This is a genomic window from Saccharothrix stipae, from assembly GCF_054781895.1.
On sequence record NZ_BAAGTN010000008.1, the window covers coordinates 1,239,245 to 1,263,132 of the forward strand.

25 protein-coding genes and 2 pseudogenes are annotated in these 23,888 nt (G+C 72.4%); 16 read left to right on the forward strand and 11 right to left on the reverse strand.

The annotated features are described in order from the left end of the window. The first annotated feature begins 29 nt into the window (after positions 1-29). Positions 30-434, forward strand: coding sequence for a winged helix-turn-helix transcriptional regulator (locus ACYVLT_RS22680; protein ID WP_461122168.1), 405 nt, complete (start codon positions 30-32; stop codon positions 432-434). Between the two features lie 97 nt (positions 435-531). Here ACYVLT_RS22680 and ACYVLT_RS22685 read toward each other — a convergent pair whose 3' ends face one another. Next, positions 532-1,242 carry a S1 family peptidase gene (locus ACYVLT_RS22685; protein WP_461122169.1) on the reverse strand — a complete coding sequence of 237 codons (711 nt, stop codon included), beginning with the start codon at positions 1,240-1,242 and terminating at the stop codon, positions 532-534. A 131-nt stretch (positions 1,243-1,373) separates the two neighbouring features. Between ACYVLT_RS22685 and ACYVLT_RS22690 the strand changes: the two genes are divergently transcribed. Then, the gene (locus tag ACYVLT_RS22690) at positions 1,374-2,207 is read left to right on the forward strand and encodes an ADP-ribosylglycohydrolase family protein (protein WP_461122170.1); all 834 of its coding nucleotides are present in this window, start codon (positions 1,374-1,376) and stop codon (positions 2,205-2,207) included. Here the strand turns inward: ACYVLT_RS22690 and ACYVLT_RS22695 are convergent. From ACYVLT_RS22695 to ACYVLT_RS22705, 3 genes and pseudogenes are all read right to left on the reverse strand, one after another. Beyond that, positions 2,195-3,055 carry an SRPBCC family protein gene (locus ACYVLT_RS22695; protein WP_461122171.1) on the reverse strand — a complete coding sequence of 287 codons (861 nt, stop codon included), beginning with the start codon at positions 3,053-3,055 and terminating at the stop codon, positions 2,195-2,197. The two genes, ACYVLT_RS22690 and ACYVLT_RS22695, sit on opposite strands and share 13 nt — an antisense overlap. 92 nt (positions 3,056-3,147) lie before the next feature. Further along, positions 3,148-3,444, reverse strand: a pseudogene (locus ACYVLT_RS22700) (ArsR/SmtB family transcription factor); the annotation flags it as partial. A gap of 37 nt (positions 3,445-3,481) precedes the next feature. Further along, positions 3,482-4,231, reverse strand: a complete 750-nt coding sequence (locus ACYVLT_RS22705; protein WP_461122172.1) for an alpha/beta fold hydrolase — start codon at positions 4,229-4,231, stop codon at positions 3,482-3,484. Between the two features lie 204 nt (positions 4,232-4,435). Here ACYVLT_RS22705 and ACYVLT_RS22710 point away from each other — a divergent pair, with 204 nt between their 5' ends. The 6 genes from ACYVLT_RS22710 to ACYVLT_RS22735 all read left to right on the forward strand — a co-directional run bounded on the left by ACYVLT_RS22710 (position 4,436) and on the right by ACYVLT_RS22735 (position 8,856). Further along, entirely contained in the window at positions 4,436-5,569 is a 1,134-nt protein-coding gene (locus ACYVLT_RS22710) for an aminotransferase-like domain-containing protein (protein WP_461122173.1), read from the forward strand. Between the two features lie 90 nt (positions 5,570-5,659). After that, entirely contained in the window at positions 5,660-6,049 is a 390-nt protein-coding gene (locus ACYVLT_RS22715; protein ID WP_461122174.1) for a hypothetical protein, read from the forward strand. A gap of 31 nt (positions 6,050-6,080) precedes the next feature. Then, positions 6,081-7,151 (forward strand): sensor histidine kinase, encoded by a 1,071-nt coding sequence (locus tag ACYVLT_RS22720; protein WP_461122175.1) that lies wholly within the window; start codon positions 6,081-6,083, stop codon positions 7,149-7,151. Then, entirely contained in the window at positions 7,148-7,753 is a 606-nt protein-coding gene (locus tag ACYVLT_RS22725) for a response regulator (RefSeq protein WP_461122176.1), read from the forward strand. The genes ACYVLT_RS22720 and ACYVLT_RS22725 overlap by 4 nt, the downstream gene beginning before the upstream one ends. A gap of 136 nt (positions 7,754-7,889) precedes the next feature. Next, positions 7,890-8,321, forward strand: a complete 432-nt coding sequence (locus tag ACYVLT_RS22730) for a hypothetical protein (protein ID WP_461122177.1) — start codon at positions 7,890-7,892, stop codon at positions 8,319-8,321. A 13-nt stretch (positions 8,322-8,334) separates the two neighbouring features. Next, on the forward strand, positions 8,335-8,856 hold the full coding sequence (locus tag ACYVLT_RS22735; RefSeq protein WP_461122178.1) for a hypothetical protein: 522 nt from the start codon (positions 8,335-8,337) through the stop codon (positions 8,854-8,856). A 12-nt stretch (positions 8,857-8,868) separates the two neighbouring features. On the opposite strand, the gene ACYVLT_RS22740 is transcribed toward ACYVLT_RS22735, so the two are convergent. From ACYVLT_RS22740 to rnhA, 3 genes are all read right to left on the reverse strand, one after another. Then, positions 8,869-10,065 (reverse strand): sialidase family protein, encoded by a 1,197-nt coding sequence (locus ACYVLT_RS22740; RefSeq protein ID WP_461122179.1) that lies wholly within the window; start codon positions 10,063-10,065, stop codon positions 8,869-8,871. 14 nt (positions 10,066-10,079) lie between these two features. Continuing rightward, a complete protein-coding gene (locus tag ACYVLT_RS22745; protein ID WP_461122180.1) occupies positions 10,080-10,919 on the reverse strand; it encodes a hypothetical protein in 840 nt (279 codons plus the stop codon). A gap of 105 nt (positions 10,920-11,024) precedes the next feature. Further along, positions 11,025-11,504: a ribonuclease HI gene (gene rnhA, locus ACYVLT_RS22750; RefSeq protein ID WP_461122181.1), complete on the reverse strand. Its 480-nt coding sequence runs from the start codon at positions 11,502-11,504 to the stop codon at positions 11,025-11,027. Positions 11,505-11,610: 106 nt separating this feature from the next. On the opposite strand from rnhA, the gene ACYVLT_RS22755 reads away from it, so the two are divergent. Beyond that, entirely contained in the window at positions 11,611-12,390 is a 780-nt protein-coding gene (locus ACYVLT_RS22755) for a class I SAM-dependent methyltransferase (RefSeq protein ID WP_461122182.1), read from the forward strand. Positions 12,391-12,423: 33 nt separating this feature from the next. Next, a complete protein-coding gene (locus ACYVLT_RS22760) occupies positions 12,424-13,026 on the forward strand; it encodes a DUF7711 family protein (RefSeq protein WP_461122183.1) in 603 nt (200 codons plus the stop codon). A 228-nt stretch (positions 13,027-13,254) separates the two neighbouring features. Here ACYVLT_RS22760 and ACYVLT_RS22765 read toward each other — a convergent pair whose 3' ends face one another. Then, entirely contained in the window at positions 13,255-13,797 is a 543-nt protein-coding gene (locus ACYVLT_RS22765; RefSeq protein WP_461122184.1) for a PH domain-containing protein, read from the reverse strand. Between the two features lie 415 nt (positions 13,798-14,212). Between ACYVLT_RS22765 and ACYVLT_RS22770 the strand changes: the two genes are divergently transcribed. Continuing rightward, positions 14,213-14,479, forward strand: a complete 267-nt coding sequence (locus tag ACYVLT_RS22770) for an AAA family ATPase (protein ID WP_461122185.1) — start codon at positions 14,213-14,215, stop codon at positions 14,477-14,479. An 11-nt stretch (positions 14,480-14,490) separates the two neighbouring features. Next, positions 14,491-14,751: a hypothetical protein gene (locus tag ACYVLT_RS22775; protein WP_461122186.1), complete on the forward strand. Its 261-nt coding sequence runs from the start codon at positions 14,491-14,493 to the stop codon at positions 14,749-14,751. A 147-nt stretch (positions 14,752-14,898) separates the two neighbouring features. On the opposite strand, the gene ACYVLT_RS22780 is transcribed toward ACYVLT_RS22775, so the two are convergent. Then, positions 14,899-15,576 carry an MBL fold metallo-hydrolase gene (locus tag ACYVLT_RS22780; RefSeq protein WP_461122187.1) on the reverse strand — a complete coding sequence of 226 codons (678 nt, stop codon included), beginning with the start codon at positions 15,574-15,576 and terminating at the stop codon, positions 14,899-14,901. A gap of 116 nt (positions 15,577-15,692) precedes the next feature. Here ACYVLT_RS22780 and ACYVLT_RS22785 point away from each other — a divergent pair. Beyond that, a pseudogene (locus ACYVLT_RS22785) lies at positions 15,693-16,631 on the forward strand (acyltransferase family protein); the annotation flags it as partial. A 101-nt stretch (positions 16,632-16,732) separates the two neighbouring features. On the opposite strand, the gene ACYVLT_RS22790 reads toward ACYVLT_RS22785, so the two are convergent. Further along, complete coding sequence (locus ACYVLT_RS22790) at positions 16,733-17,524, reverse strand: maleylpyruvate isomerase family mycothiol-dependent enzyme (RefSeq protein WP_461122188.1); 792 nt, start codon at positions 17,522-17,524, stop codon at positions 16,733-16,735. A 230-nt stretch (positions 17,525-17,754) separates the two neighbouring features. On the opposite strand from ACYVLT_RS22790, the gene uvrA reads away from it, so the two are divergent. The 3 genes from uvrA (at position 17,755) to ACYVLT_RS22805 (ending at position 22,285) form a co-directional block, all read left to right on the forward strand. Continuing rightward, positions 17,755-20,628: an excinuclease ABC subunit UvrA gene (gene uvrA, locus ACYVLT_RS22795; RefSeq protein WP_461122189.1), complete on the forward strand. Its 2,874-nt coding sequence runs from the start codon at positions 17,755-17,757 to the stop codon at positions 20,626-20,628. A gap of 215 nt (positions 20,629-20,843) precedes the next feature. Beyond that, positions 20,844-21,311, forward strand: a complete 468-nt coding sequence (locus tag ACYVLT_RS22800; RefSeq protein ID WP_461122190.1) for an SRPBCC family protein — start codon at positions 20,844-20,846, stop codon at positions 21,309-21,311. Between the two features lie 83 nt (positions 21,312-21,394). Beyond that, positions 21,395-22,285 (forward strand): hypothetical protein, encoded by an 891-nt coding sequence (locus ACYVLT_RS22805; protein WP_461122191.1) that lies wholly within the window; start codon positions 21,395-21,397, stop codon positions 22,283-22,285. Between the two features lie 13 nt (positions 22,286-22,298). On the opposite strand, the gene ACYVLT_RS22810 is transcribed toward ACYVLT_RS22805, so the two are convergent. Beyond that, positions 22,299-23,888, reverse strand: coding sequence for an N-acyl-D-amino-acid deacylase family protein (locus tag ACYVLT_RS22810; protein WP_461122192.1), 1,590 nt, complete (start codon positions 23,886-23,888; stop codon positions 22,299-22,301).

Here is a 23,888-nt window from a genome sequence, read left to right on the forward strand (position 1 = left end):
ACCGCGACGTCCCGGAAGAAGGCACATCCATGTCACTGGTCCCGGTGCCGGTCACGGCCGCCGACCGCGCCGCCTGCACGGTGTCCGACCTGCTGGCCCGGGTCGGCGAGAAGTGGAGCCTGCTGGTGCTGGTCCTGGTCGCCGAACGCCCCCGCGGCTTCAACGAACTGGACCGCGCGGTGCACGAGCTGAGCCGCCGCATCCTCACCCGCACCCTGCGCAACCTGGAGCGCGACGGCCTGGTCAGCCGGCACGTGCGGCCCGGCAAGGCCGCCGGCGTGGAGTACGCGGCGACCGCGCTGGGCCGTTCGCTGCTGGACCTCGTCGTCCCCTTGGGACAGTGGGTGCTGCGGCACGGCACCGAGATCGAGGCCGCGCGCTCGGCCTACGACACCGCGTCCGGCGCCCGGCCCGTTCTGTCCACACTGGACTGAGCAGGCCGGTCGACGGCGCACGGCCACCTGGTGTCCCGCTCACGCGACCGGTCGTGCCGTGCCGGCGCGGTCGCGCGAGCGGGTTCCGCCCGAGTGGTCAGACGCCGGCGACGGACTGGATCCAGGACCGGTACCGCGTCACGTTGGTGTAGGCGGTGGTGGTCTGCCGGTCGCTGGTGGACGCGACGCCGACCTGCACGCCGCCCGCCATCATCGGGCCGCCCGAGTCGCCGCCCGCGGTGATGCCGTCACCGCGCCGGGCGCAGATCGCGTTGCCGCCGTAGGCGTCGGTGCAGCCACCGGTGACGGTCACGTTCGCGACCTTCAGGTACTGCGACTGGCAGTTGATCTCCGAGCCGCACCGGGACGTCGCGCCCCAGCCGTAGACCTGCACGTTCTGGCCCACGGTGACCGAGCCCGGCTGGCCGAGCCGGGCGTAGGTCGCGGACACGGACCGGTCGAGCCGGACCAGCGACAGGTCCGACGAGTGGTTGTGGGTCTGGACGCCGTTGGCCGTCGTGCCGCCGGAGGTCTGGTCGAGGCTGCCGATGCGGAACGACAGCCCACCGCCGCTGACGCAGTGCTTCGCGGTCAGGATCCACGTGGGGGCGATGATGGTCGCGCTGCACGTCTGCCTGCCGTTGGAGAACAGCCGGGCCGCCCACGGGGCGTTGCTCGCGTAGCCGCCGCCGATGATGTACGGCGTCACGCCGCCCTCCGCCGCGGGCGTGGCCGACGCCGACGGGACGAGGGCGAGCAGGGAGAGCAACGCGGCTGCGAGCGCAGGGATCAACCTGGTGATTCGCAAGGGTTCCTCGATTCCGAAGACACGCGATTCCTCGCGCACAGGGATGTCTTGGGTCACGAGATTCGTACCACTCGATCAGGTGAAAAGGGATATATCGAATCGGTTATAACGCGGCCGATAGCGTGTGCGCCATGCTCGTCGAACTGGCCATCGGGGACGCGTACGGCGCGGGCTTCGAGTACGCCGATCCCGCCTTCGTGACCAGGCACAACACCCTCTCCGGGTACGTGCCGCACCCGCGGCACCGCGGCATCCGCCCCGGTTCGTACACCGACGACACGCAGATGACCCTGGCGTTGGCGGAGCTGCGGGCGTCCGGTGCACCGTGGACGCCCGAGGCGGTGGCGTCGGCGTTCGTGACCGCGTTCCACCGCGACCGGCGGGAGGGGTACGCGCGTGGTTTCCAGGCGTTCCTGGAGACCGTGCACACCGGCGCGGAGTTCCTGGCGCGCATCCGCCCCGACAGCGACAAGAGCGGCGCGGCGATGCGTGCCGCCCCGGCCGGTCTGCTGCCCACCGTGGCCGACGTGGTGCACCACACCGACGTGCAGGCCAAGGTCACCCACGACACGCCGGACGGGGTGGCGTCGGCGCGGGCGGCCGCGTTGGCCGTGCACTACTGCCACCACGGGCTGGGGCCGGTGGCGGAGGTCGGCTCGTGGATCGCCGACCGGCTCGGCTCCGGGGTGTGGGCGCGGCCGTGGCGGGGCAAGGTCGGGTCGAAGGGCGTGATGAGCGTGCGCGCGGCGCTGACCGCGTTGGCCGGCGGCGGCTCGTTGAGCTCGGTCCTGCGCGAGTGCGTGGCCTTCACCGGCGACGTCGACACGGTCGCGACGGTCGCCCTGGCCGCCGCGTCACGGTCCGCCGAGATCCGCGCCGACCTGCCCGCGGTGCTGGTGGACGGCCTGGAGAACGGGCCGTTCGGGCGCGACCACCTGGCCCGGGTGGACGCTCAGCTCGGGTAGCGCTCGCGGTAGTGGCGGACCAGCTCGGCGACCCGTGCCGGCGGCCACGGGCGGACGTCGCCGAAGGTCGCCGCGAAGAACAGCTCCAGGTGCGCGTGCCACGCCGCGAGCGCTTGCGGCGCGAACGCCGGGTCGGTGATCGCGTGGGTCAGCTCCACCGCGGTGCCCTGCTCGGGGTCGTGCCGGAACTCCCAGCGCACCCGGCCGGTCGGCGAGTCGAACGCCAGCACGCGCGGTTCGGCGCGCTCGACCAGCGGACCGGCCGGCACGTGCGGGTTGGTGGCGCGGGTGGGCACGCCCCGCTCGCCCTCGGTGAGCAGGGACCACACCTCGTCCAGCGGGCGCCAGACGAGGTCGCGGACGAACCGCACCACGCCGCCGTCCAGCCGGCCCTCGTCCAGCCCGAACGCGCGGATGTAGTGCTCCATCGGGCCGCGCACGTCCGCCGGCGGCTCGAACGGGCGGTCGGCGAGCCTGGCCTCCAGGCCCGCCAGGCAGGTGTCCCAGCCCGCGGCGTTGCGCCCGGCGCCGTGCTCGTCGCCGAGGACGTGCGTGAACACCAGCAGGCAACCGCGCTCGTGCGGCAGCAGTTCGAACCGCAGCACGTCGGTGTGCCAGCGGAACGCGAACACCCGCGGCGGGTCGAACTCCAGCACCTCACCGGTGGTGACCTGGTCGGGGAAGGAGAACGTCATCACCCGCCCGTCGATCGCCACCTCCGCCGGGAACCAGTGCGCCAGCTCGCCGGGCTCGGTGACCGCCCGCCACACCGAGGCCTGCGGGTGCGCGAGCACCCGTTCGAACCTGAGCACGGGCTTGCCGTCGATGTGCCGCAACTCGGTGCTCATCGCCTCGTCCCGTCCGCTCGGCCGCTCCCGCCAACCTGCCCGCCCACCTGCCCACTCCCGCCCACCTGGCCACCCCGGTCCGCTCGGCCGACCGCGTCCAGTCGCCGTTCCAACGCGTCGAGGCTGTCCTCCCACATCCGCCGGTAGGGCGCGAGCCAGGCGTCGACCTCGGCCAACGGCCCCGGCCGCAGCCGGTAGAGCCGCCGCTGGGCGTCCCGCCGGACCTCCACCAACCCGGCCTCGCGCAGCACCTTCAGGTGCTTGGACACCGTCGGCTGGCTCACCGACAGCCCGTCGACCAGGTCGTTGACCGGTCGCTCGCCCTCACGCAGCACGTCGAGGATCCAACGGCGCTGCGGGTCGGCGAGCACCGCGAACGTAGATGCCATGGCAGCAATATAGCCTAACCGGCATATGCACTGTCAATCAGCCGCCCACCCCCGCCCGGCGGATCGGCATGAGCGGCGCGGGGGTGGTGGTCAGGAAGTCCGCCACCAACGACGCGCACTGCTCCGGCCGCTCGAACGGCATCAGGTGCGAGGTGCCCGGCAGCACGCACAGCTGCGCGTCCGGGATCCCCTGGTACATCGCGACGGTGTGCTCCAGGTGCACGATGTCGTCGTCACTGCCCAGCACCAGCGTGGGGCTGGTGATCGCGGCCAGGTCGACCACCTCCGGGTCGTGCGCCGCCCGGGCGAACTTGTCCACCACCACCGGCAGGTGGTCGCGCCCGTCCGGCGACACCTCGGCGTACCGGTCGGCGATCTCGGCGGGCAGCTCGCCACCCGCCTCGGGCAGGAACACCCAGCCGTCCTTGGCGTAGGCCGAGTTCAGCACCACGAGCCTGCGCACCAGCTCCGGTCTGCGCTGCGCCACGCCGAGCGCCACCACGCCACCGGCGCTGTAGCCCGCCAGGTGCGCCGGGCCGCCGACCACCTGCTCCAGGAACGCGATCACGTCACCCGCCAGCACGTCGAGCGGCACCGGCCCGGGCACGTCCGGCGTCCGCCCGTGGCCCCGGCGGTCCACCAGGAACACCCGGAAGCGGTCCGCCAACCGCGCCAGGCTCGGCTCGAAGTCGCGCGAGTCGCTGAACCCGCCGTGCAGCAGCACCAGCGGCTCGCCCTCGCCGCGCACCTCGTACCAGGTGCGCACGCCGTTCACCGTCTCGTACATCCAGTCCTCCCGTTGTCCCGCCTACTCCTACGGGACGGGACCGACAAAACCACCGGCAGCTCGAACACCCGCGCGTCCGCGGTGCCCTTCCAGGTCCCCACCCGCACGTTAGGATGAACCTGGCGCCTCGACCCCAGCGCAGCCGACTTCATGCGTGGCACGACCGCGTGAACTTCTCCGCTCGACGATTTCGAGGAGCGCCTCATGCCGCGCACGTTCGCCGGCTCGCCCGTCCGCGACCTGCTCGCCCTCACCTCCCGCCCCGAGGTCATCTCCTTCGCGGGCGGCCTGCCCGCGCCCGAGCTGTTCGACATCGACGGCCTGCGAACGGCCTTCGACCAGGCGCTGTCGCGCCGTTCCTTGCAGTACGCGCCCAGCGAGGGCGACCTGGACCTGCGCGACCTGGTCGCCGACCGGCTCACCGCGCGCGGCCTGCGCACCGGCGCGGCGGACCTGCTCGTCACCTCGGGCTCGCAGCAGGCGTTGACGCTGGTGGTGACGGCCCTGCTGGAGCCGGGCGCGGTGGTCGCGGTCGAGGAGCCGACCTACCTGGCCGCGGTGCAGTGCTTCCAGCTCGCCGGCGCGCGGATCGTGCCCGTCGCGGGCGACGAGCACGGCATGGATCCGGCCGCGCTGGCCGAGGTGGTCGAGCGGGACCGCCCGGAGCTGCTGTACCTGGTGCCGACGTTCGCCAACCCGACCGGACGGACGTTGAGCGCGGCCCGGCGGGCCGAGATCGCCGCGCTCGCCGACCGGCACGGCCTGTGGGTGGTGGAGGACGACCCGTACGGCGAACTGCGCTACCGGGGCGAGCCGGTGCCGCCGCTGGCCACGATGAGCGACCGCGTGCTGTACGCGGGGAGCTTCTCGAAGGTCGGCGCGCCGGGCATGCGGCTGGGTTGGCTGCGCGCGCCGGAGTCGATCATGCGCACGCTGGTGATCGTCAAGCAGGCGGCGGACCTGCACACCTCCACCATCGACCAGGCCGCGGCGGCGGTCTACCTGAAGGCCAACGACCTCGACGAGCACGTCCGCGGGCTGTGCTCGGCCTACCGGGAGCGGCGGGACGCGATGGTCGCGGCGCTGCCGGCCGCGGTGCCCGCCGGGACGCGGTGGAGCGACCCGGACGGCGGGATGTTCGTGTGGGTGACGCTGCCGGGCGGGGTGGACGCGGCCGCGCTGCTGACGTCGGCGCTGGAGCGCGACGTGGCGTTCGTGCCCGGCGCGCCCTTCTACGCGACCACGCCGGACCGGTCGACGCTGCGGTTGTCGTTCACCACCAACACGGTCGACCGGATCGCGGCGGGCATGGGCAGGCTGGCGGCCGTGCTGCGGTAGCGGTGCACGGCCGGACCGTGCGATCCGCATGGTTTTGTGGTGACATCGCGGGGGTGGGTGTTGCGCGCGGCCGGCCGCACCGTGGTTCCCATGAGACGTTCTTCGATCTACTCCCTGGTGATCTCCTCCGCGCTCGGCATCGCGATCGTCGCCGACGGGGGCGGCGACCGGACCGGCTTCGGCACGTGGGGCCTGGTCGGGTGCGCGCTGGCCTACCTGCTGTTCGCGCTGGTGCGGGGCGAGCTGCGGCGGCCGGTGCTGGTGTGGGCGCAGCTCGCCGGCGTGGTGGTGTTCGGCGCGGTGGCGGCGGTCGCGCTGCTGGTCGACCCCGACGTCGGCCGGTACGTGGTGGCGGCGGGGTGGTTGGCGCACGCCGCGTGGGACCTCGTGCACTTCCGCGCCAAGCTGGTGGTGCCCACCTGGTACGCGCTCGGCTGCGTCGTGGTCGACACGTTCGTGGCGGTGTCGCTCGCATGGTGAGGAACTGTTCGCGGTGGGGGTGGTGCGCGTGATGCGGCGGGCGAGGGCGCTCACGCTGGTGTCGCTGGGCGTGGCGTGGTCGACCAGCCTGGTCGGGCCGGGGATCGGCGTGCTGCGGGAGACCCGGCCGGCCTGGGTGGTGGCGGGGTCGGTCGGCGTGGTGCTGTTCAGCGTTGCGCACGCGGGCGTGCTGTACGCGGTGGTGACACCGGGTGTCGCGCGGGCGCGGTGGGACGTGGCTTTCGCGGTGGCCTCGGTGCTGTCGGTGCCGTTGCTGGCGCCGGTGGCGGCGGGGCGGTGGGACACGTGGGCGTGGGTCGGCGCGGCGCTCGTCGGGACCGCTCCGGTGCTGGTGCGGCGGTGGTGGGTGGTGGCGCCCGTCGTGGTCGCGGTGGCCGCGGCGTTGTCGGCGCAACCACCGCGGGCGTTGGTGGTCGCCGGCGGGATCGGCGTCGGGTTGGCGCTGGCGCACGTGCTGCCGGTGTGGCTGTGGGACCTCGTGGTGCAGGCGCAACGCGGTCGTGAGGCGCGGGCCCGGCTGGCGGTGATCGAGGAGCGGCTCCGGTTCGCGCGGGACGTGCACGACGTGCTGGGGCACCGGTTGACCGTGATCGCGCTGAAGGCGGAGCTGGCCTCGCGGCTGGCGGTGGTCGACGGTGAGCGTGCGGGCGCGGAGGCGGACGAGGTGCGGGCGCTGGCCTCGGCGGCGTTGGCGGACCTGCGGCAGGCGGTGCACGGGTACCGGACCGTGGAGCTGGAGGAGCAGGCGTCGGCGATCGGGCAGGTGTTGACCTCGTCCGGGGTGCGGTGCACGGTGTCGGTGCCGGCGGAGTTGCCGTCGGTGTCGCGTGAGCTGTCGTGGGCGGTGCGGGAGGCGGGCACGAACGTGCTGCGGCACAGCCGGGCGCGCTGGTGCACGATCGACGTCGAGGTCGGCGCCGGGGAGGTGCGGTTGACCGTGGCCAACGACGGCGCGACCGGCGTGCGGGGGCACGGGGCGGGGTTGAGCGGGCTGGCCGAGCGGCTGGCCCGGGTCGGCGGGACGGTGCGCACGGGGGAGGAGGACGGGGTGTTCACGCTGGTGGCGACCGTGCGGCCGTGATACGCGTGCTGCTGGCCGACGACGAGGAGCTGATCCGCGTCGCGGTGGCGGCGTTGCTCGGGCTGGAGCCGGACATCGAGGTCGTCGCGCAGGCCGCGGACGGCCGGGAGGCGGTGCGCGTGGCGTTGGCGCACCGGCCGGACGTGGCCGTGGTGGACCTCCAGATGCCGTCGCTGGACGGGTTCGAGGTGACCGCGGCGCTGGCGTCGTCCTTGCCGGGGTGCGCGGTGGTGATCCTGACCGGGCGCGGCAAGCCGCCGCACCTGCAACGCGCGCTGTCGACCGGTGCGAAGGGGTTCCTGCCCAAGGGGTCGCCGGGCGGCGCGCTGGCCGACGTGATCCGGCGGGTGCACGGCGGCGCCCGGTACGTCGACCCGGAGTTGGCGGCGGACGCGCTGACCACGCCGCCGTGCCCGTTGACGCCGCGCGAGCTGGAGGTCCTGCGGCTCGCGGAGTACGACACGCCGGTGGCGGTGATCGCGCGCCGGACGCACCTGTCCGCCGGCACGGTGCGCAACTACCTGGCCGCGGCGGTGGCGAAGCTCGGCGCGGCCGGCCGTTCGGAGGCGTACCTGACCGCGCACGACAACGGCTGGCTGTGATCCCCGGTACGGCCCGGTCCGGGGACCGGTTCCGCCGGACCGCCGGCAGGTAGCGGAAGTTTCCGGGGGCCGCGGGCTTGGCCGATGGCCCCGGTCGTCCCTACTTTCGAGGCATCCCAAGGAAAAGAGGGGCCTCATGACCGACTACGCGCCGCCGATCCCGTCACCTTCCCCGCCACCACCGCCGCAGTCACCGCCGCAGTCGCCGCCGGAATCGGCGGCTCCGACCGGGGCGCGGGGCGCGGTCGTGCTGCTGAGCGTGCTCGTCGTGCTGCTGGTCGGCGCGGCCGTCTCGGCCATCGTGCTGTTCATGGGCGCGAAGGACGAGCACGGTCTGGAGGTCCAGCGCCTGGACCAGGCGAGCCGGTCGCTCACCGAGGCCCAGGACCGCCTCGCGGCGACCGACACGGCCAACGACGACGTGGCGAACCAGATCTCGCGGCTGGAGACGCAGAACGCGGAGCTGCGCAAGTGCGCGGAGCCGGCCAAGGACTCGATCATCGCGGCCCGGGACGGCGACGACGCGGCCCTCGGCCCCGCGGTCTCCCGCGCGTCGGACAACTGCTGAGCTGGGAGCACCCATGACCACGCCCGAAGCCGACCGTCAGCCCACGACCCCGCCGCGGCCGTTCGCGCAGCCGTTCGGACCACCGCTCGCGCCGCCGCCGCTCACTCCCGAGTCCCCGTCCGGGCAGGCGCAGCAGTTCCCGGTGCTCCAGCCGCCTCAGCCGCCGCCGGCTCAACCGCCGCCGGCCCGCCCGAGCCGTGCGCCGGTCGTCGTGCTGATCGCGCTGGCCGCCGTGCTCGCCATCGCCACCGCCACGTTCACCGTCCTCTACTTCGGCGAACGAGCCGACCGCGACGGCGTCGCCGCGACCCGGGTGGACCGCGAGCGCGGTCTCGCCGACCTGAGGGAGCAACAGGACGAGCTCGACGCGGCCCTGGAGTCCAACCGGTCGCGCGAGTCCACCCTTTCCATCGAGAACGGCCTGCTCAGCACCTGCGTGGAGGCCGCGAAGGGCTACTTCGACCTGCCGGCGGGGCAGACACCGGAGTCCTCACGCCTGTTCGAGGTCATGTACGACACCTGCCCGCTGATCTGACCGCCGCCTCGCTCACCCGTTCACGAACACGCCCGCGGTGCGGACGCCCTTGGTGTTGTCGAAGCCGTGGGCGAGGACGACCACCCGACCGTCCTTCTCGGCCACCCCTTGCAGCGAGCCCTCCCGGTGGTAGGGCTCCAGCTGCGTGAAGCTCCACGACGTCCCCTCGTCGTCGGTCCGCCACACCGCGGGCAGCTGCACCGTGCCGCCCTGGGCCACCACCTGGCCGAAGACGAGGATGCCGCCGTCGGTCCCGACCGCCTGCTCGACCTGCAGCCCCGTGAACCCGTCGGGGATCGGCAGGTCGACCGGCGTCGACCAGGACCTGCCGTCGTCGGACCGGGTGAAGCTGTCCGGGTCGAAGATCAGGGTCGAGCCGTCGGACGACGCCGCGGCGCTGCCCCACGACAGCGGCACCTCCTCGTGCAGGTCGACGAGTCGGCCCGGCCGGGTGAGGGCGATGATGTTGCCGTACGGCTGTTCTCCGGTTTCGTCGCTGCCCAGGCACCCGCCCATGAACAGGTACCCGAGGTCCACGGTGGCGCGGTTCCGGATGGAGCAGACGAACGGGAAGGCATCGACGGGACGCCAGCTCCACCGTCCGTCGACCGGCGCCCGGGTCCAGGACCGCGAGTCGTAGAGGAGTGCCCACTCACCGTCCGTCGAGGCCCCGACCACCTCTGCGGCGACGATCGAGAAGTCGCCCGTCTCGGCCGGCGGCACGGTGTAGGTGTCGAAGGGGAACTCCGCCGAGACGTCCTGCCAGACCACGCCGTCGGCGGTGGCGAACGCGGCCGGGCGCGTGGGGTACGAACCGCCTTGCTGCTCCCTGGTGAAGGCGTACGCCTTGCCGTCGTGCTCGGCCAGCATGTAGGTGCCGTAGGCGTTCCCCGGCAGGCCCGGGAAGAGGTTGTCCAGGGGCGCTCGCCGCCACGACGTGCCGTCCGGGGAGAACCAGAACCGCACCGTCGACTCCCGGACCGCGATGAACCCGGCGGCGAAGGAGACGACGAGGTCCGCGTCGAACGGGCGGCCGTCGCCGCTGATCTCCTCGATCGACGTGAACCGCCACGACTCCGGGTCCGCGGTGGGCTCGGCGGGGGCGGCGAGTCGTGCGTCGTCCGCGTTCGGGCGACCGCCCGGCGCCGTGCTGGAGACGAGGAGCGACAGGAGGGCGAGGATCGCGACCAGTCGGGTCAGCGGGCGCATCGGTGCTCTGTTCCTCACTCGCAGGGCGGCTGGTCGAGATTGGGCACGGTCTCGTACCACCGGCCCGGTTCGGTCTTGCCGGGGTTCGATTCGTAGATGGCCGCGTCGGTGCGCCCGCCGATGGACAACAACGGGTTCTCGACCGAACCGACCGTTCTGGTGTATTCGTGGCCGCGGTAGGAGTACTTGACCTCCAGCAGCCACCGGTAGGTGCCCGAGCAGCCCGCCACGTCCACGAAGAACGTGAAGGGGTCGTCCACCTTCACCACCCGGTCCACGAAGTCGAGCGGTTGGGCCTTGCCCTCGTCGTCGACCTTGGTGAAGGACCCGGTTTCCAGGTCGAGCTGGTAGGGCGCTCGTGGCCACGCGTCCGGATCGCCGCCGCAGGCCGCCGGTTGGGACAGCAGCCAGTCGACGGCGACGTCGTCGGTCCTGGTGACGTGCTTGGGCTGCACGCTGTTGACGACGACCTCGTTGTCCTTGCTCGTGCGCAGGGAGACGTAGAGGGTGCCCTTGCCCCACGCCCCCGCGCCCGCTTTCACGGCGGTCTGCCTCGGGTCCTCGGCGAACGTGATGCCGAGGTCGTCGAGGCCCTTCCCGCCCTTCGGCATCGCCACCACACCGGCGAGGTCGCAGCCGAACCTCAGCGGCCACCGGGTTTCGATCGAGGTGGGGTCGACACCGGTCGAGCCGACCAGGACGTCGACCGCCTCCTGGAAGAAGACGGTGGCCATCACCGCGGTCAGCACCAAAGGGGCGACGATGGCGTACACCGCCACCCGCCGGCTCTTCCGCTGCGCATTCCCCTGGTCGACCGCGTTCGTCCTGTTGCCGCGATCCTTCCGGCGCCCCATGGTCGCAGGATAACGAGCCCGTGCCGGGCGAACCGCCGATCGGCGGAATCGTGATCGTGCGCCGTTCGCCGGGTAATTGCTTTTGAGCCGAATGGAATTGCCGGCTCAACTCCCGTCGTGCACGACGTCCGCTCGAAGGTCCGACTCCGTCGCCGCACGGACGCCGCGGACCGCGAGCCGGTCCGCGCGCTCGTTCTCCGGGTGCCCGGCGTGCCCCTTCACCCAGTGCCACTCGACCTGGTGGGGTGCGGCGGCGGCGTCGAGGCGCTGCCACAGGTCGACGTTCTTGACCGGCTGCCTGCTCGTGGTGAGCCAGCCGTTGGCCTTCCACTTGGCCATCCAGGACAGGACGCCGTTGCGGACGTACGTGCTGTCGGTGTAGATCCGCACCGCGGACGGCCGCTTGAGCGTCTCCAACGCCCGGATCGGGGCCATCAGCTCCATCCGGTTGTTGGTGGTGGCCGTCGACTCCCCGCCGAACAGGTCGCGCTCGTGCGCCCCGTACCGCAGCACGGCGCCCCACCCGCCCGGTCCGGGGTTCCCGCTGCACGCGCCGTCGGTGTAGATCTCCACCACCTGCTCCATGCGGCGCAACATACCGAGTGGGCCGGCCCGCTCCGCCGCGCGACCGCCGTTGCGCCGAAAGCGCAATCGCTGTCGTCCCGCCGGCGGCCGCGGGCACGCTGGGGACATGGCACTGGGCTTCAGGGGTGAGGTGGCGGAGTTCTACCACCGGTACCGGCGCGGGTACCCGCCCGCGGTGTTCGACGCGCTGGTGGAGACGTTCGGGCTGACGCCCGACGACGTCGCGGTGGACCTCGGGTGCGGCACGGGTCAGGTGACGGTGCCCCTCGCGGCGCGGGTCCGCGCGGTGGTCGGGGTCGACCCGGAGCCGGACATGCTGGCGCAGGGCCGGCGTGCGGCGCAGGAGCGGGGTGCGGCGAACCTGGCCTGGGTGGTCGGGACGGACGCCGACGTGCCCGCGTTGCGCGGGGTGCTCGGTGACGGGTCGGTCGGCGTGGTCACGATCGGCCAGGCGCTGCACTGGATGCGGCCCGACGACCTGTTCCGCGACCTGTTCCCGCTGGTCCGGCCGGGTGGGGGTGTGGCCGTGCTGACCAACGGCACCCCGCTGTGGTTGCAGGACACCGACTGGTCGCGGGCGTTGCGCGGGTTCCTGGAGCGGTGGCTGGGCCGGCCTGCGGGCAACGCGTGCGGCACGGACGAGGAGAGCCAGGCGCGGTACCGGGAGAGCCTGGCCGCCACCGGGTTCCGGGTGGACGTGCACGGTGTGGACTACGCCGGCACGCTGGACGTCGAGTCCATTGTGGGCGGTGTCCTCTCGGCGCTGCCCGTCGACCGGCTCCCGGCGCGGCGTTCGGACTTCACCGAAGGGATCCACCGTGCGCTCGAACCCCACGCGCCGTTCACCGAGCACGTGCACGTGACCGTGCTGACCGGGCGGAAGTGAGGGCCGCGCCGCCGGTTGGGCCAGGATGGGCGGGTGAAGTGGACACGGGCGGTGCGGCACGTCGAGGAGTTGGCGGCCAAGTGCGGCGAGATGGCGAGCCTGCCGAGCTCGATCCAGCCGTTGCGGGTGGTGCGGTTGTGGGCCGTGGGCGACCTCCTCGGCGAGCCACGTGATCTCGACCGGGTGACCGTCGCCGTGGTGGTCGACCTGCCGGTCGACGACGTGCCGTGGCTGAGCGAGCCGCACGGCGCGGAGCACTGGGCCAACGCCACGCGGGTGGCGAGGAACCCGATCACGGCGCTGTGGCGGTCGGCGCATGCCCCGGTCTGGAACCACCACGTCGACCGGCCCGTGCTGGTCTGGGACTCGGTGGACGGGGTGGTGGAGGACGCCGTCGCGGCCCTCGCCGACGGTCGCGGCGGCCAAATCCGGCCGCCCGCGCCGGGAGCGGACGAGGTGCGGGCGCGGCTGCGCGACGAACTGGCCGTGAGCCTGCGCGCACTGCGCCGCCACAGCCGCGCCTACGAGGAGAAGCGCTGGAGCCCAGGCAAGCTCACCGCGGTCTCGGACGCCCTGTGGCGCGTCGGCGACGGCTACCTCGACGTGCTGGACGCCGTCGAGCGGACCGCACCGTAAATCCAACCCCCCATCGCCGCGCGTGCGGACTCCCTGGGGTGTCGTCGCGGTGGCCCGGTCTCCCGGGTGTCGTTCGGAAGTTCGGCGAAGACCCTGGCCGTCACGTCGTCGATCGACGAGCCGAACCCGTCCGGCGACGTGGCTTGGATCCGTGCGGTGCCACCGGTGAGTGGGCGTCCTTCGTGACGTCACCTGTGGGTAGCACGTGAGGGGGCCATATCGTTCTCCCTACAACCGTGCGAGGAGTTCTCGTTTTTTCGCTTCGAACTCGCCGGCTGTCACAATTCCCGCGTCGCGGAGTTCGCCGAGCTTGCGCAACTGCTCGAACACGTCGGGCTCGGTGGAAGTGGCCACCGGTTGGGTGGCGGGCGCCGACTGGGAAGACAACCGGTTGCGGACCGCGTCGGCGATCTGCTTGCCGTCCTTCTTGTTCATGCCCTTGATCTCGGCTTTGTTGCCCGAGGCGAAGACGGTCAGGTTGCCGAGGGCCATGCCGGACGACCACTGGACCGAGGAGACCTTCTCGATGGGGAAGTCCTCGGTCACCTGCCTGCCGATCCCGTCCTTGACGAACAGCAGGCGGCGGTCGCTCAGGACGACCAGGCCTTGGCCTGGTCCGTACGCCCCCGCGGCCATCAGCTCGACCTGCTCGCCTTCCCGCAGGTACTCCACGAGGCGCTTGATCTCTCGACCTGCGCCGATCCTCGCCTGCATCTTGTCCTTCGCCGCCTGGATATCGGGACGTAGATCGTCTGCCATTGCACTCCTCACTCCAACAGTTGTGTACTGCCATCGCCCGCGAGGGTGCTTCTTGTTGCAGAGATCCGCGACTTCGCCCGGTGAAAGCGACGAATCCGATGCGGCTTTCGGGTTCCGCAGGTGGCATTTTCGGCATCGTGCGCTGGGCGTGATGCGTCCGGCACAGGTCGACGGACCGCACACCCAGCACGTCACCAACGCCGCGAGCCTCACTCGTCCGGGTGGAATCGTCCACTCTCCAGGGTGGTGTCGTCGCTGTGACCCGGGTACGCCCAACTGTCATCCGGAGACTCGGCGAAGATCCGGGACGTCACGTCGTCGATCAACGAGTCGAAGTCCGGCGGCGCGGTGTCGCCCAGAGTTGGCGCGTTCTGTCGGTTGGGGTCGAGCTGCGAGTGCCCTCGTACAGCGCAACGCGGCTGCAAGGGTGACCGAGCTGCTGGCTTCGTTCCGCGTGGTCCTGCTCGGCGGCGCGCGGCGGACCGGGAAGACGACGCTGGTGCGCGAGTTGCTCGACGTGCCTGGCCACGCGTGGTTCAGCTTCGACGACGAGGCCGTGCTCGCCCGTGCGGCGGACGGTCCGGTCGGTTTCGTGGACGCCTTGCCGCGACCGGCGGGGGTCGACGAGTTCCAGCGGGCCGGACGTGGCTTCCTGCTCGCGGTGAAGCAGGCGACTGACCGCGACCGCGCGTGAGGTCAACTGCTGTGTCCGGGGCGCCCGACTACCTGGCCGACAAGGCCCTCTCGGAGACCTTCGGGCCGCGCCGGGAGGCTGCTGCTCCGGCCGTTGTCGACGGGGAGCGGCTCGGTGTGCGGGAAACCTTCCTGGACCGGCTGTTCGAGCCGCACCGGTGGCCGGGTCGGCGGTGGCGGCCCGAGCCGACCCCGTCGGGTGCGTCACCCGGCGGGGGTCGGTCGGCCTTGGCGATCGACCGGCGGCCGCGCGAACGCCACGCCTCCAGGTGAACCAGTCGTCCGCGGTCGTGGTCCGGCCTTACGGAGTGTGTCGTCAGCGTTCGCCGGGCGGTGAACCTGAGTCGGTCACCCGCGCGGATCGGGTCGGCGTCGAGGAGATCGCGGATCTCTCGCAACGGCTTTCCGGGATGCTCGAACTCACCAACCGCGCTCGCGCCACTCGCCGAGCTTGGGGCGCTCCTCGCCCAGCGTGGAGTCGTCCCCGTGACCGGGGTAGAACCAGGTGTCATCGGGCAGTTCACCGAAGACCCGGGCCTCCAGGTCGTCCATCAGGCTCTTGAAGTCCTCCGGGCTCGTCGTTCGTCCAGGACCGCCCGGGAACAGCGAGTCGCCGGTGAACAGGTGGGGGTGGCCGGTCGGGTCGCGGTACAGCAGGGCGATCGAGCCCGGAGTGTGGCCGCGCAGGTGGATCACCGTCAGGGGGACCTCGCCGACGTGCACGGTGTCCCCGTGCTCCACCAGCACGTCCGGCGGGATGGGGAGCACGTCCGCGTCCGCCGCGTGCGCGACGGTGTTCGAGCCGTTCGCCCCGGCCACCGCGCCCAGGGCGCCCCAGTGGTCCGCGTGCTGGTGCGTGGTCACCACCGTCTTCAACCTCGGCCGGCTCACCGAGTGCCCGACCAGGTCCGACAGCCGCTGCGGGTCGGCCGCCGCGTCGATGAGCAGTCCCTCGTTCGTCGCACGGCAGACCAGCAGGTACGCGTTGTTGTCCATCGGCCCCACCGAGACCTTCGTGACGGTCAACGCGTCCAGGGTGCGCCGTGCCGCCGGTCCGCCCGGCGATACATGCCCCGTGTAGTCCTCTAGTACGTCCACAATGGCCGACCGTATCCGACCGGACACCCTTCAGGACCGCCACCGGCCGACCCCTTAGGGTTTGTAACGCTCGCCGCCGCCACACCGATGTCGTCTGATTAGGGTTCTTCCACCTCGTGCCTACCAAACGTCGGATCAACTGGGACGTCCTGCGCATCCTCGCCGTGCTGTGCGTGCTCCTCCAACACGCCACCCACGCCGGACCGTCCGTCCACTCCGAACTCGGCCGACCGTCCTTCGTCTTCGCCCTCGAATTCGGCGCCGGCGGCCTCGTCGTCCTCTCCGCCTACTTCGCCTGCGCCTCGTTGGCCAAGGGCGAGCCGGCCCGCTTCCTGCGCCACCGCCTCGCCCGCCTGGTCCCCGCCTACGTGGTGGCCGCCACCGGCACGTACGCCGTGCTGCGCCACCTGGCCCCGGAGGGCTGGAGCCACCTCGAACCGCGCGACCTGCTCTTCAACGTCCTCATGCTGCAGAACTGGTTCCCCGGCGTGCGCCTGGTCGACTTCTCCTACTGGACCCTCCCGGTGCAGGTCACGGGCTTCGTCGCGGGCGCGCTGCTGGCCTCGCGGGTCCGCGGCCGGGCGGTCCAGGCGCTGCTCTGGACGCTCGTCGTCGCACCCCTGGTCACCAGGGTCTGGACGGTCGAGCCCGGCGCGATCCGCACCCTCTACGACGGCCTGGGCGTGCACCGCGCGCAGCTGTTCGCCATCGGCGTCGGCATCTGGCTGTGGTCACGGGCCCGGCTCGGCGACCGGCACCTGTTCGCGCTGCTCACCGCGTCCCTGCTGGCCCAGGCCGTGCACAGCGCCGACCTCGCCTCGACCATCGGCCTCGGCGTGCTGCTGATCGGCGTGTGCGCCGCGGCGGGCGGCCCGGACTGGGACATCCCGCCCCTGCGCCTGCTCGCCCGGCCCATCAGGTGGCTGGCCGGCATCTCCTACGGCGTCTACCTGGTCCACCAGGAGATCGGCTACCTGGTGATGGCGAAGGTCGCGCCGCACGGCGGGCAGTTGGCCGAGCTGGCCGCCTTCACCGGCACCGCCGTCGTCCTGGGCTGGCTGCTCACCAAGTTCGTGGAACGGCCGGCGCACCGGGTGCTCACGGCGAGCCGGCCGGCCGTGGCGGGCATCCTGCTCAGCGCCCGCCTGCACACCGCTCAGAGCCACTTGGGCAGCGTCGGCGCCGTCCCGTTCAGCCGCGCGCCGCTCTGGCGGCCGGTGAGCCACGCCAGCACGTCGGCCGCCGCCCCGTTCACCGCGGTCGACGTCCCACCGGCCGCGGTCAGCTCCCAGCTGCGCTGACGACCGTCCGGGAACACCGCCTCGACCCGCACGGCGGGCACGTCGGCCCGGTCGGCGTACTGGCCGACGACGTCCTCCAGGAAGTGCTCCAGCAGGTGCGGCGGCAGGTCGGCGAACCCGACGCCGCGGTCCAGGTCGACGAGGTGGAACCACACCTCGCGCAGCCGCAGCCACGGCACCCGGTGCGCCAGGAACGGACCCGCCTTCGGGTGCACGACCTCCGCCTCCCACGCGGTGGGCGGCAGCTCGCGGGCGGCCGTGGCGAAGCGCTGGCACGCCGCGTCGAGGTCGGCGCGCAGCAGCTGCGGCAGCCGGCCCGAGCCCTCGGCGATGTCGGCGTCGCGGTCGGCCGCGCTCGGGTACATCTGGTGCTCGACGCCGGTCTTGGCCCACGTGAGCAGGTTCACCAGGGCGTCGGCGTTGCGGGCGAGGTGCGTCACCACGTGGCCTCGGCTCCAGCCGGGCAGCAGGCTCGGACCGCGCAGCGCCACCAGGTCCAGCTCGGCGACGACCTCGTACAACGCCCGCGTCGCCCGTTCGACCTCGGCGAGCCCGGCGACCGCGTCCTGGACCGCGGCCGACTGCTCGCGCGGCGCGGGTACGCTCGTCTGGGCGGATCGGACCTGGGCGGCATCAGCGAAGCTCATGGGCACCTCATCCCGGCGTATGCGGCCGAACGGCCTATCACCCCAGCGTAGGGGCGTTCACTACCGACCGGTAGAGCCGTTGGCGCACGATCGTGGACGTGCCCGGAACGGGTTTTGTCGGTGCCCGCCCCTAGCATGGTTGACGCCCTCCCCGACAGGGCTGACGCAGTGGTCCGATACGCTTTTCGAACGTCTGTTCGGGGGAAGGTCAAAAACCGAAGGGAACCGTTGTGGCCGACCGGCTTGTCGTTCGCGGGGCGCGCGAGCACAACCTGCGAGGGGTGGACCTCGACCTGCCGAGGGACAGCCTCATCGTGTTCACCGGGCTGTCCGGCTCGGGCAAGTCCAGCCTCGCCTTCGACACGATCTTCGCCGAGGGCCAGCGCCGCTACGTCGAATCGCTGTCGGCGTACGCGCGGCAGTTCCTCGGCCAGATGGACAAGCCGGACGTCGACTTCATCGAGGGCCTGTCGCCCGCGGTGTCGATCGACCAGAAGTCCACCAGCCGCAACCCGCGGTCGACCGTGGGCACCATCACCGAGGTCTACGACTACCTGCGGCTGCTCTACGCCCGCGCGGGCAAGGCGCACTGCCCCACCTGCGGCGAGGCGATCAGCAAGCAGACGCCGCAGCAGATCGTGGACCAGGTGCTGGCGATGGAGTCGGGCACCAAGTTCCAGGTGCTCGCGCCGGTCATCCGGGGTCGCAAGGGCGAGTACCTCGACCTGTTCTCCACCCTCCAGTCGCAGGGCTACTCGCGCGCCAAGGTCGACGGCGTCGTGTACGCCCTCGGCGAGGTGCCGAAGCTGAAGAAGCAGGAGAAGCACGACATCGCGGTCGTGATCGACCGGCTGAGCGTGAAGACGAGCGCCAAGCAGCGGCTGACCGACTCGGTGGAGACGGCGCTGCGGCTGGCCGACGGCCTGGTCGAGCTGGAGTTCGTGGACGTCCCGGAGACCGACCCGCGCCGGGTGCGCGGCTTCTCGGAGAACCTGGCCTGCCCGAACGGCCACCCGCTGGCGATCGAGGACCTGGAGCCCCGGTCGTTCTCGTTCAACTCGCCCTACGGCGCGTGCCCGGCGTGCACCGGCATCGGCGTGCGCAAGGAGGTCGACCCGGAGCTGGTCGTGCCGGACGACGAGCTGTCGCTGGCCGAGGGCGCGATCGCGCCGTGGGCCTCGGGCCAGACCGCCGAGTACTTCACCCGCCTGCTGGAGTCGCTGGGCCTCGCGATCGGGTTCCGCACGGACACGCCGTGGCGGCAGCTGCCCGCCAAGGTGCAGAAGGCGGTGCTGCACGGCGTCGACGAGCAGGTCAACGTCCGCTACAAGAACCGCTACGGCCGCGAGCGCTCCTACTACGCCAACTACGAGGGCGTGATCCCGTTCCTGGAACGGCGGCAGGAGCAGACCGAGTCCGAGTACATGCGGGAGAAGTACGAGGGCTACATGCGGGAGGTGCCGTGCCCCACCTGCCAGGGCACCCGCCTCAAGCCGGAGATCCTGGCCGTCACGCTGCACCACGGGCGCAAGGGCGACAAGTCCATCGCCGAGGTGTGCAACATGTCGGTGGCCGAGTGCTCGGAGTTCCTCGACGGGCTCAAGCTGGGCAAGCGCGAGTCGATGATCGCGGGCGCGGTGCTCAAGGAGATCCAGGCCCGGCTGCACTTCCTGCTCGACGTGGGCCTGAACTACCTGTCGCTGGACCGCGCGTCCGGCACCCTCTCCGGTGGTGAGGCGCAGCGGATCAGGTTGGCCACGCAGATCGGCTCGGGCCTGGTCGGCGTGCTGTACGTGCTGGACGAGCCGTCGATCGGCCTGCACCAGCGCGACAACCACAAGCTGATCGAGACCCTCACCCGGCTGCGCGACCTGGGCAACACGCTGATCGTGGTCGAGCACGACGAGGACACCATCCGCACCTCCGACTGGGTGGTCGACATCGGCCCCGGCGCGGGCGAGCACGGCGGCAAGGTCGTGCACAGCGGCCCGTACCGGGAACTGCTCAAGAACAAGGAGTCGATCACCGGCGCCTACCTGGCGGGGCGCAAGGAGATCGCGATGCCCGCCACCCGCCGCAAGGTCGACAAGAAGCGGCAGCTCACGGTGGTCGGCGCGCGCGAGCACAACCTGCGCGGCATCGACGTGTCGTTCCCGCTCGGCTGCCTGGTCTCGGTCACCGGCGTGTCCGGCTCGGGCAAGTCCACGCTGGTCAACGACATCCTGGCGACGGTGCTGGCGAACAAGCTCAACGGCGCGCGGCAGGTGCCGGGCAGGCACACCCGGGTGCGCGGGTTGGACCAGGTCGACAAGCTGGTGCAGGTCGACCAGTCGCCGATCGGCCGCACGCCGCGGTCGAACGCGGCCACCTACACGGGTGTGTTCGACCACATCCGCAAGCTGTTCGCGGCCACCACCGAGGCGAAGGTGCGCGGCTACCAGCCGGGCCGGTTCTCGTTCAACGTCAAGGGCGGGCGCTGCGAGGCGTGCGCGGGCGACGGCACGATCAAGATCGAGATGAACTTCCTGCCGGACGTGTACGTGCCGTGCGAGGTGTGCAAGGGCGCCCGGTACAACCGCGAGACGCTGGAAGTGCACTACAAGGGCAAGACGATCTCCGAGGTCCTCGACATGCCGATCGAGGAGGCGGCCGCGTTCTTCGAGCCGATCAACGCGATCCACCGGCACCTGCGCACGCTGGTCGACGTCGGCCTGGGGTACGTGCGGCTGGGGCAGCCCGCGCCGACCCTGTCCGGCGGCGAGGCGCAGCGGGTGAAGCTGGCGGCGGAGCTGCAGAAGCGGTCCACCGGCAAGACGGTGTACATCCTCGACGAGCCGACGACCGGTCTGCACTTCGAGGACATCCGCAAGCTGCTCGGCGTGATCAACGGGTTGGTCGACAAGGGCAACACGGTGATCGTGATCGAGCACAACCTCGACGTCGTCAAGACGTCGGACTGGCTGGTCGACATGGGCCCCGAGGGCGGGTCGGGCGGCGGCATGGTGGTGGCCGAGGGCACGCCGGAGCAGGTCGCGGAGGTCGAGGACAGCTACACCGGGCAGTTCCTGCGCGAGGTGCTGCCCGCGACGGCCGCGGTCGGCTGACCGGCGCGACAGGCCCGACGAGGGCGCGCGGGAGGTTGGACCAGGCGACGGCGGGGCGGTCGGGCTGGCCGGGCCGGGAGGTTGGACAGGCCGCGCGGGATTTCGGACCGGGAGGTCGGGCCGGGTGGCCGGGAGGTTGGGCCAGGACGTCCCGGAGGTCGGACCGGGGCACGCAGGAGGTTGGACCGGCGGCCGGCGTGGGCAACCATGGCGGCATGCCGCTGAACTCCTACCGCTTCCGCAGCGTCTGGTCGGTGGACACCTCGCCGGGGCACGCCTTCGAGGTGCTCGCCGACCTGGGCAGTTACCCGCAGTGGTGGCGGGAGGTGCGGGCCGCCCGCCAGGTCGCCGAGGACGCGGCCGAGCTGCGGTGCCGGTCCGTGCTGCCCTACGACCTGGTGTTCCAGGCGCACCACAACGCCCGGGAGCCGGAGGCGGGTTTGTTGCGCGCCGACCTGGTCGGCGACCTCGACGGCACGGCGAGCTGGCGCATCTTCCCCGAGGGCGCCGGGGCGCGGCTGGTCTACGAGCAGGAGGTGGTGGTGCGCAAGCCGCTGCTGCGCGGCCTGGCGCTGGTGACCCGACCGCTGCTCAAGGCCAACCACGAGCTGATGATGCGCAGCGGCCAGCGCGGTCTGCGCACCTACCTGGCCGGGTTCCGGGCGGCGCTGGGGAACGGCTGAGGCGAAAAATCACCGGATCCGGGTGAACCGTCGGGGCCTGCCGTGCGTGTGGGTGGCATTCGATCGCCCCAGGGAGGTCCACCATGACCCGCACCCGTGCCGTCGTCGCCGCCGTACTCGGTATCACCCTGCTCGGCGCTTGTGGCACCACGACCCAGAACGGCGCCGCGCGACCCGTGGGCCAGGAGCAGGCGTCGGGTCCGGTCGCCGGTGAACCGGCGAAGGCGGGCGGCGAGATCGCGCCGCCCGAGGAGTCCGTGCTGACCACCGCCGTGGTGCCGGGCCTGGGCACGGTGCTGACCGACGGTGAAGGCCTGACGCTGTACCGGTTCGACCGCGACACGGCCAACCCGTCGACGTCCACTTGCGACGGTGGTTGCGCGGAGAAGTGGCCGCCGGTGCTGGCGACGTCCGGTGACGTGCGGCTGCGTGGCGTCGACCGGGCGCTGGTGGCGACCCTCGACCGCGCGGACGGCACCAGGCAGGTCACCGTGGCGGGGTGGCCGGTGTACCGGTTCGCCGAGGACACGGCGCCGGGCCAGGCCAAGGGGCAGGGCGTGGGCGGCACGTGGTTCGTGGCCGCGCCGGACGGCAGGAAGGCCGCGCCCGCGCCGGGTGTGGTGCTGACGACCGCGTCCGTCGGCGACCTGGGCACGGTGCTGACCGACAAGGACGGCATGACGCTCTACCGGTTCGACCGGGACACCGCCGACCCGTCGGCGTCCAACTGCGACGGCGACTGCGCGACGAAGTGGCCGCCGCTGCTGGTGGACGCGCCCGGGTTCGGCGTGCAGGGCGTGGACCCGTCGTCGGTGGGCGCGGTGACCCGCGCGGACGGCAGGTTGCAGGCCACGGTCGCCGGGTGGCCGCTGTACCTGTTCGCCGACGACGTGGTGTGCGGTGACGCGAAGGGCCACGGCGTGGGCGGGGTGTGGTTCGCCGCCAAGCCGGACGGCACGAAGGCGGGCGGGTGAGGCGCCCGGTCGATCACCCGCGGCTTCGGGGGTTGCGCAGGGCACGTCCGGGCAGGGCGTCGGTCCGCCTGCCCTCGTGCAGCACGGCGACGCCGTTGACGAGGACGTGGGTGATGCCCGCGGCGGCCTGCCGGGGCGCCTCGAAGGTGGCGGTGTCGGCGACGGTGTCCGGGTCGAACAGCACGAGGTCGGCCGCGTACCCCTCGCGCACGAGCCCCCGGTCGGCCAGCCGCAGCCGCCGCGCGGCCCGCCCGGTCAGGTGGGCGACGCACTCCTCCAGGTCCAGCACGCCGAGCTCGCGCACGTACCGGGCGAGGTAGCGGGGGAAGGTGCCCCACGCGCGCGGGTGGGGCCGGTCGCCGACGAGCAGGCCGTCGCTGCCGCCGGTGTGCGCGGGGTGCCGCATGATCGCCCGGACGTTGTCCTCGTGGCCGACGTGCATCAGGCACGAGGTGCCGAGCCGTTCGGACAGCAGGACGTCGAAGAACAGGTCGGCGGGCCGACGCCCGGCGCGCCGGGCGGACTCGGCGATCGAGGAGCCGACCAGGTGCGCGTTCTCCGCCCGGCGCACGCCGTTGACCTCGATCGTGGCCCAGTCGACCGGCACGCCGTGGCAGCCGTCGGAGCCGGTTTCCTCGACCTCGACCCGGATCCGCTCGCGCGTGTCCACATCGGACAGTCGGGCCAGTGTCGCCGCCGGGCCGCCCTCGCCCGCCCAGCCCGGCAGCAGTGCCGACAGGTAGGTCGCGCCGGGCAGGTAGGGGTAGGTGTCGAGGGTGATGTCCGCGCCCGCCGCGATCGCCCGGTCGAGCAGGTCCAGCAGCTCGCCCGCCCGGCCGCGGTTGACGTCGAAGTTCATCGTGGCGTGCGCGAGGTGCAGCGGGCAGCCGGAGTCGCGCGACACGCGCACCATCTCCGCGTACGCCTCCAGCGCGCCCGCGCCGTAGCTGCGGTGGTGGGGGCTGTAGAACCCGCCGAGCTCGCCGACGACCCGGCACAGCGCGGTCAGCTCGGCGGTGTCGGCGTACCGGCCGGGGGTGTAGGTCAGGCCGGACGACATGCCCACCGCGCCCTCCCGCAACGACCGCGCCAGCACCTCGCGCATCCGGTCCAGCTCGGCGTCGGTGGCGGGCCGGTCGTGGTGGCCGACGCACAGCATCCGCAGCGTGCCCTGCGGCACGAGGTACGCGGCGTTGACCGCGATGCCCCGGTCGAGGCGGTCCAGGTACTCGCCGACCGTGCGCCAGTCCCAGTCGAACCCGGGCGGGTCGTCGTTCCACCCGGCCAGTTGGGCCCGCAGCACGGCCAGCACGTCGTCGTCCGCGGGCGCGTAGGACAGTCCGTCCTGGCCCAGGACCTCGGTGGTCACGCCCTGCGAGACCTTCGCCAGGTGGTCGGGCTCGGCCAGCACCTGGAGGTCGGAGTGGGAGTGCATGTCGATGAAGCCGGGGGCGAGGACGCGGCCGTCGGCGTCGACCACCCGGCCGCCGGGCACCCGGTCGCCGATCGCGGCGATCCGCCCGTCGCGCACGCCGACGTCGGCCCGGTAGGCGGGCGCGCCGGTGCCGTCGACGACCCGCGCGCCCCTGAAGACGACGTCCAC

Bases quoted from the DNA above. Each gene is read 5' to 3' on its own strand.
- ACYVLT_RS22720 (WP_461122175.1), top strand. From the start codon at position 6,081: ATGCGGCGGGCGAGGGCGCTCACGCTGGTGTCGCTGGGCGTGGCGTGG.
- ACYVLT_RS22715 (WP_461122174.1), top strand. From the start codon at position 5,660: ATGAGACGTTCTTCGATCTACTCCCTGGTGATCTCCTCCGCGCTCGGC.
- ACYVLT_RS22800 (WP_461122190.1), top strand. From the start codon at position 20,844: ATGCCGCTGAACTCCTACCGCTTCCGCAGCGTCTGGTCGGTGGACACC.
- ACYVLT_RS22735 (WP_461122178.1), top strand. From the start codon at position 8,335: ATGACCACGCCCGAAGCCGACCGTCAGCCCACGACCCCGCCGCGGCCG.
- ACYVLT_RS22745 (WP_461122180.1), bottom strand. From the start codon at position 10,919: ATGGGGCGCCGGAAGGATCGCGGCAACAGGACGAACGCGGTCGACCAG.
- ACYVLT_RS22705 (WP_461122172.1), bottom strand. From the start codon at position 4,231: ATGTACGAGACGGTGAACGGCGTGCGCACCTGGTACGAGGTGCGCGGC.
- ACYVLT_RS22695 (WP_461122171.1), bottom strand. From the start codon at position 3,055: ATGAGCACCGAGTTGCGGCACATCGACGGCAAGCCCGTGCTCAGGTTC.
- ACYVLT_RS22730 (WP_461122177.1), top strand. From the start codon at position 7,890: ATGACCGACTACGCGCCGCCGATCCCGTCACCTTCCCCGCCACCACCG.
- ACYVLT_RS22755 (WP_461122182.1), top strand. From the start codon at position 11,611: ATGGCACTGGGCTTCAGGGGTGAGGTGGCGGAGTTCTACCACCGGTAC.
- ACYVLT_RS22790 (WP_461122188.1), bottom strand. From the start codon at position 17,524: ATGAGCTTCGCTGATGCCGCCCAGGTCCGATCCGCCCAGACGAGCGTA.
- ACYVLT_RS22805 (WP_461122191.1), top strand. From the start codon at position 21,395: ATGACCCGCACCCGTGCCGTCGTCGCCGCCGTACTCGGTATCACCCTG.
- ACYVLT_RS22710 (WP_461122173.1), top strand. From the start codon at position 4,436: ATGCCGCGCACGTTCGCCGGCTCGCCCGTCCGCGACCTGCTCGCCCTC.
- ACYVLT_RS22680 (WP_461122168.1), top strand. From the start codon at position 30: ATGTCACTGGTCCCGGTGCCGGTCACGGCCGCCGACCGCGCCGCCTGC.
- ACYVLT_RS22690 (WP_461122170.1), top strand. From the start codon at position 1,374: ATGCTCGTCGAACTGGCCATCGGGGACGCGTACGGCGCGGGCTTCGAG.
- rnhA (WP_461122181.1), bottom strand. From the start codon at position 11,504: ATGGAGCAGGTGGTGGAGATCTACACCGACGGCGCGTGCAGCGGGAAC.
- ACYVLT_RS22740 (WP_461122179.1), bottom strand. From the start codon at position 10,065: ATGCGCCCGCTGACCCGACTGGTCGCGATCCTCGCCCTCCTGTCGCTC.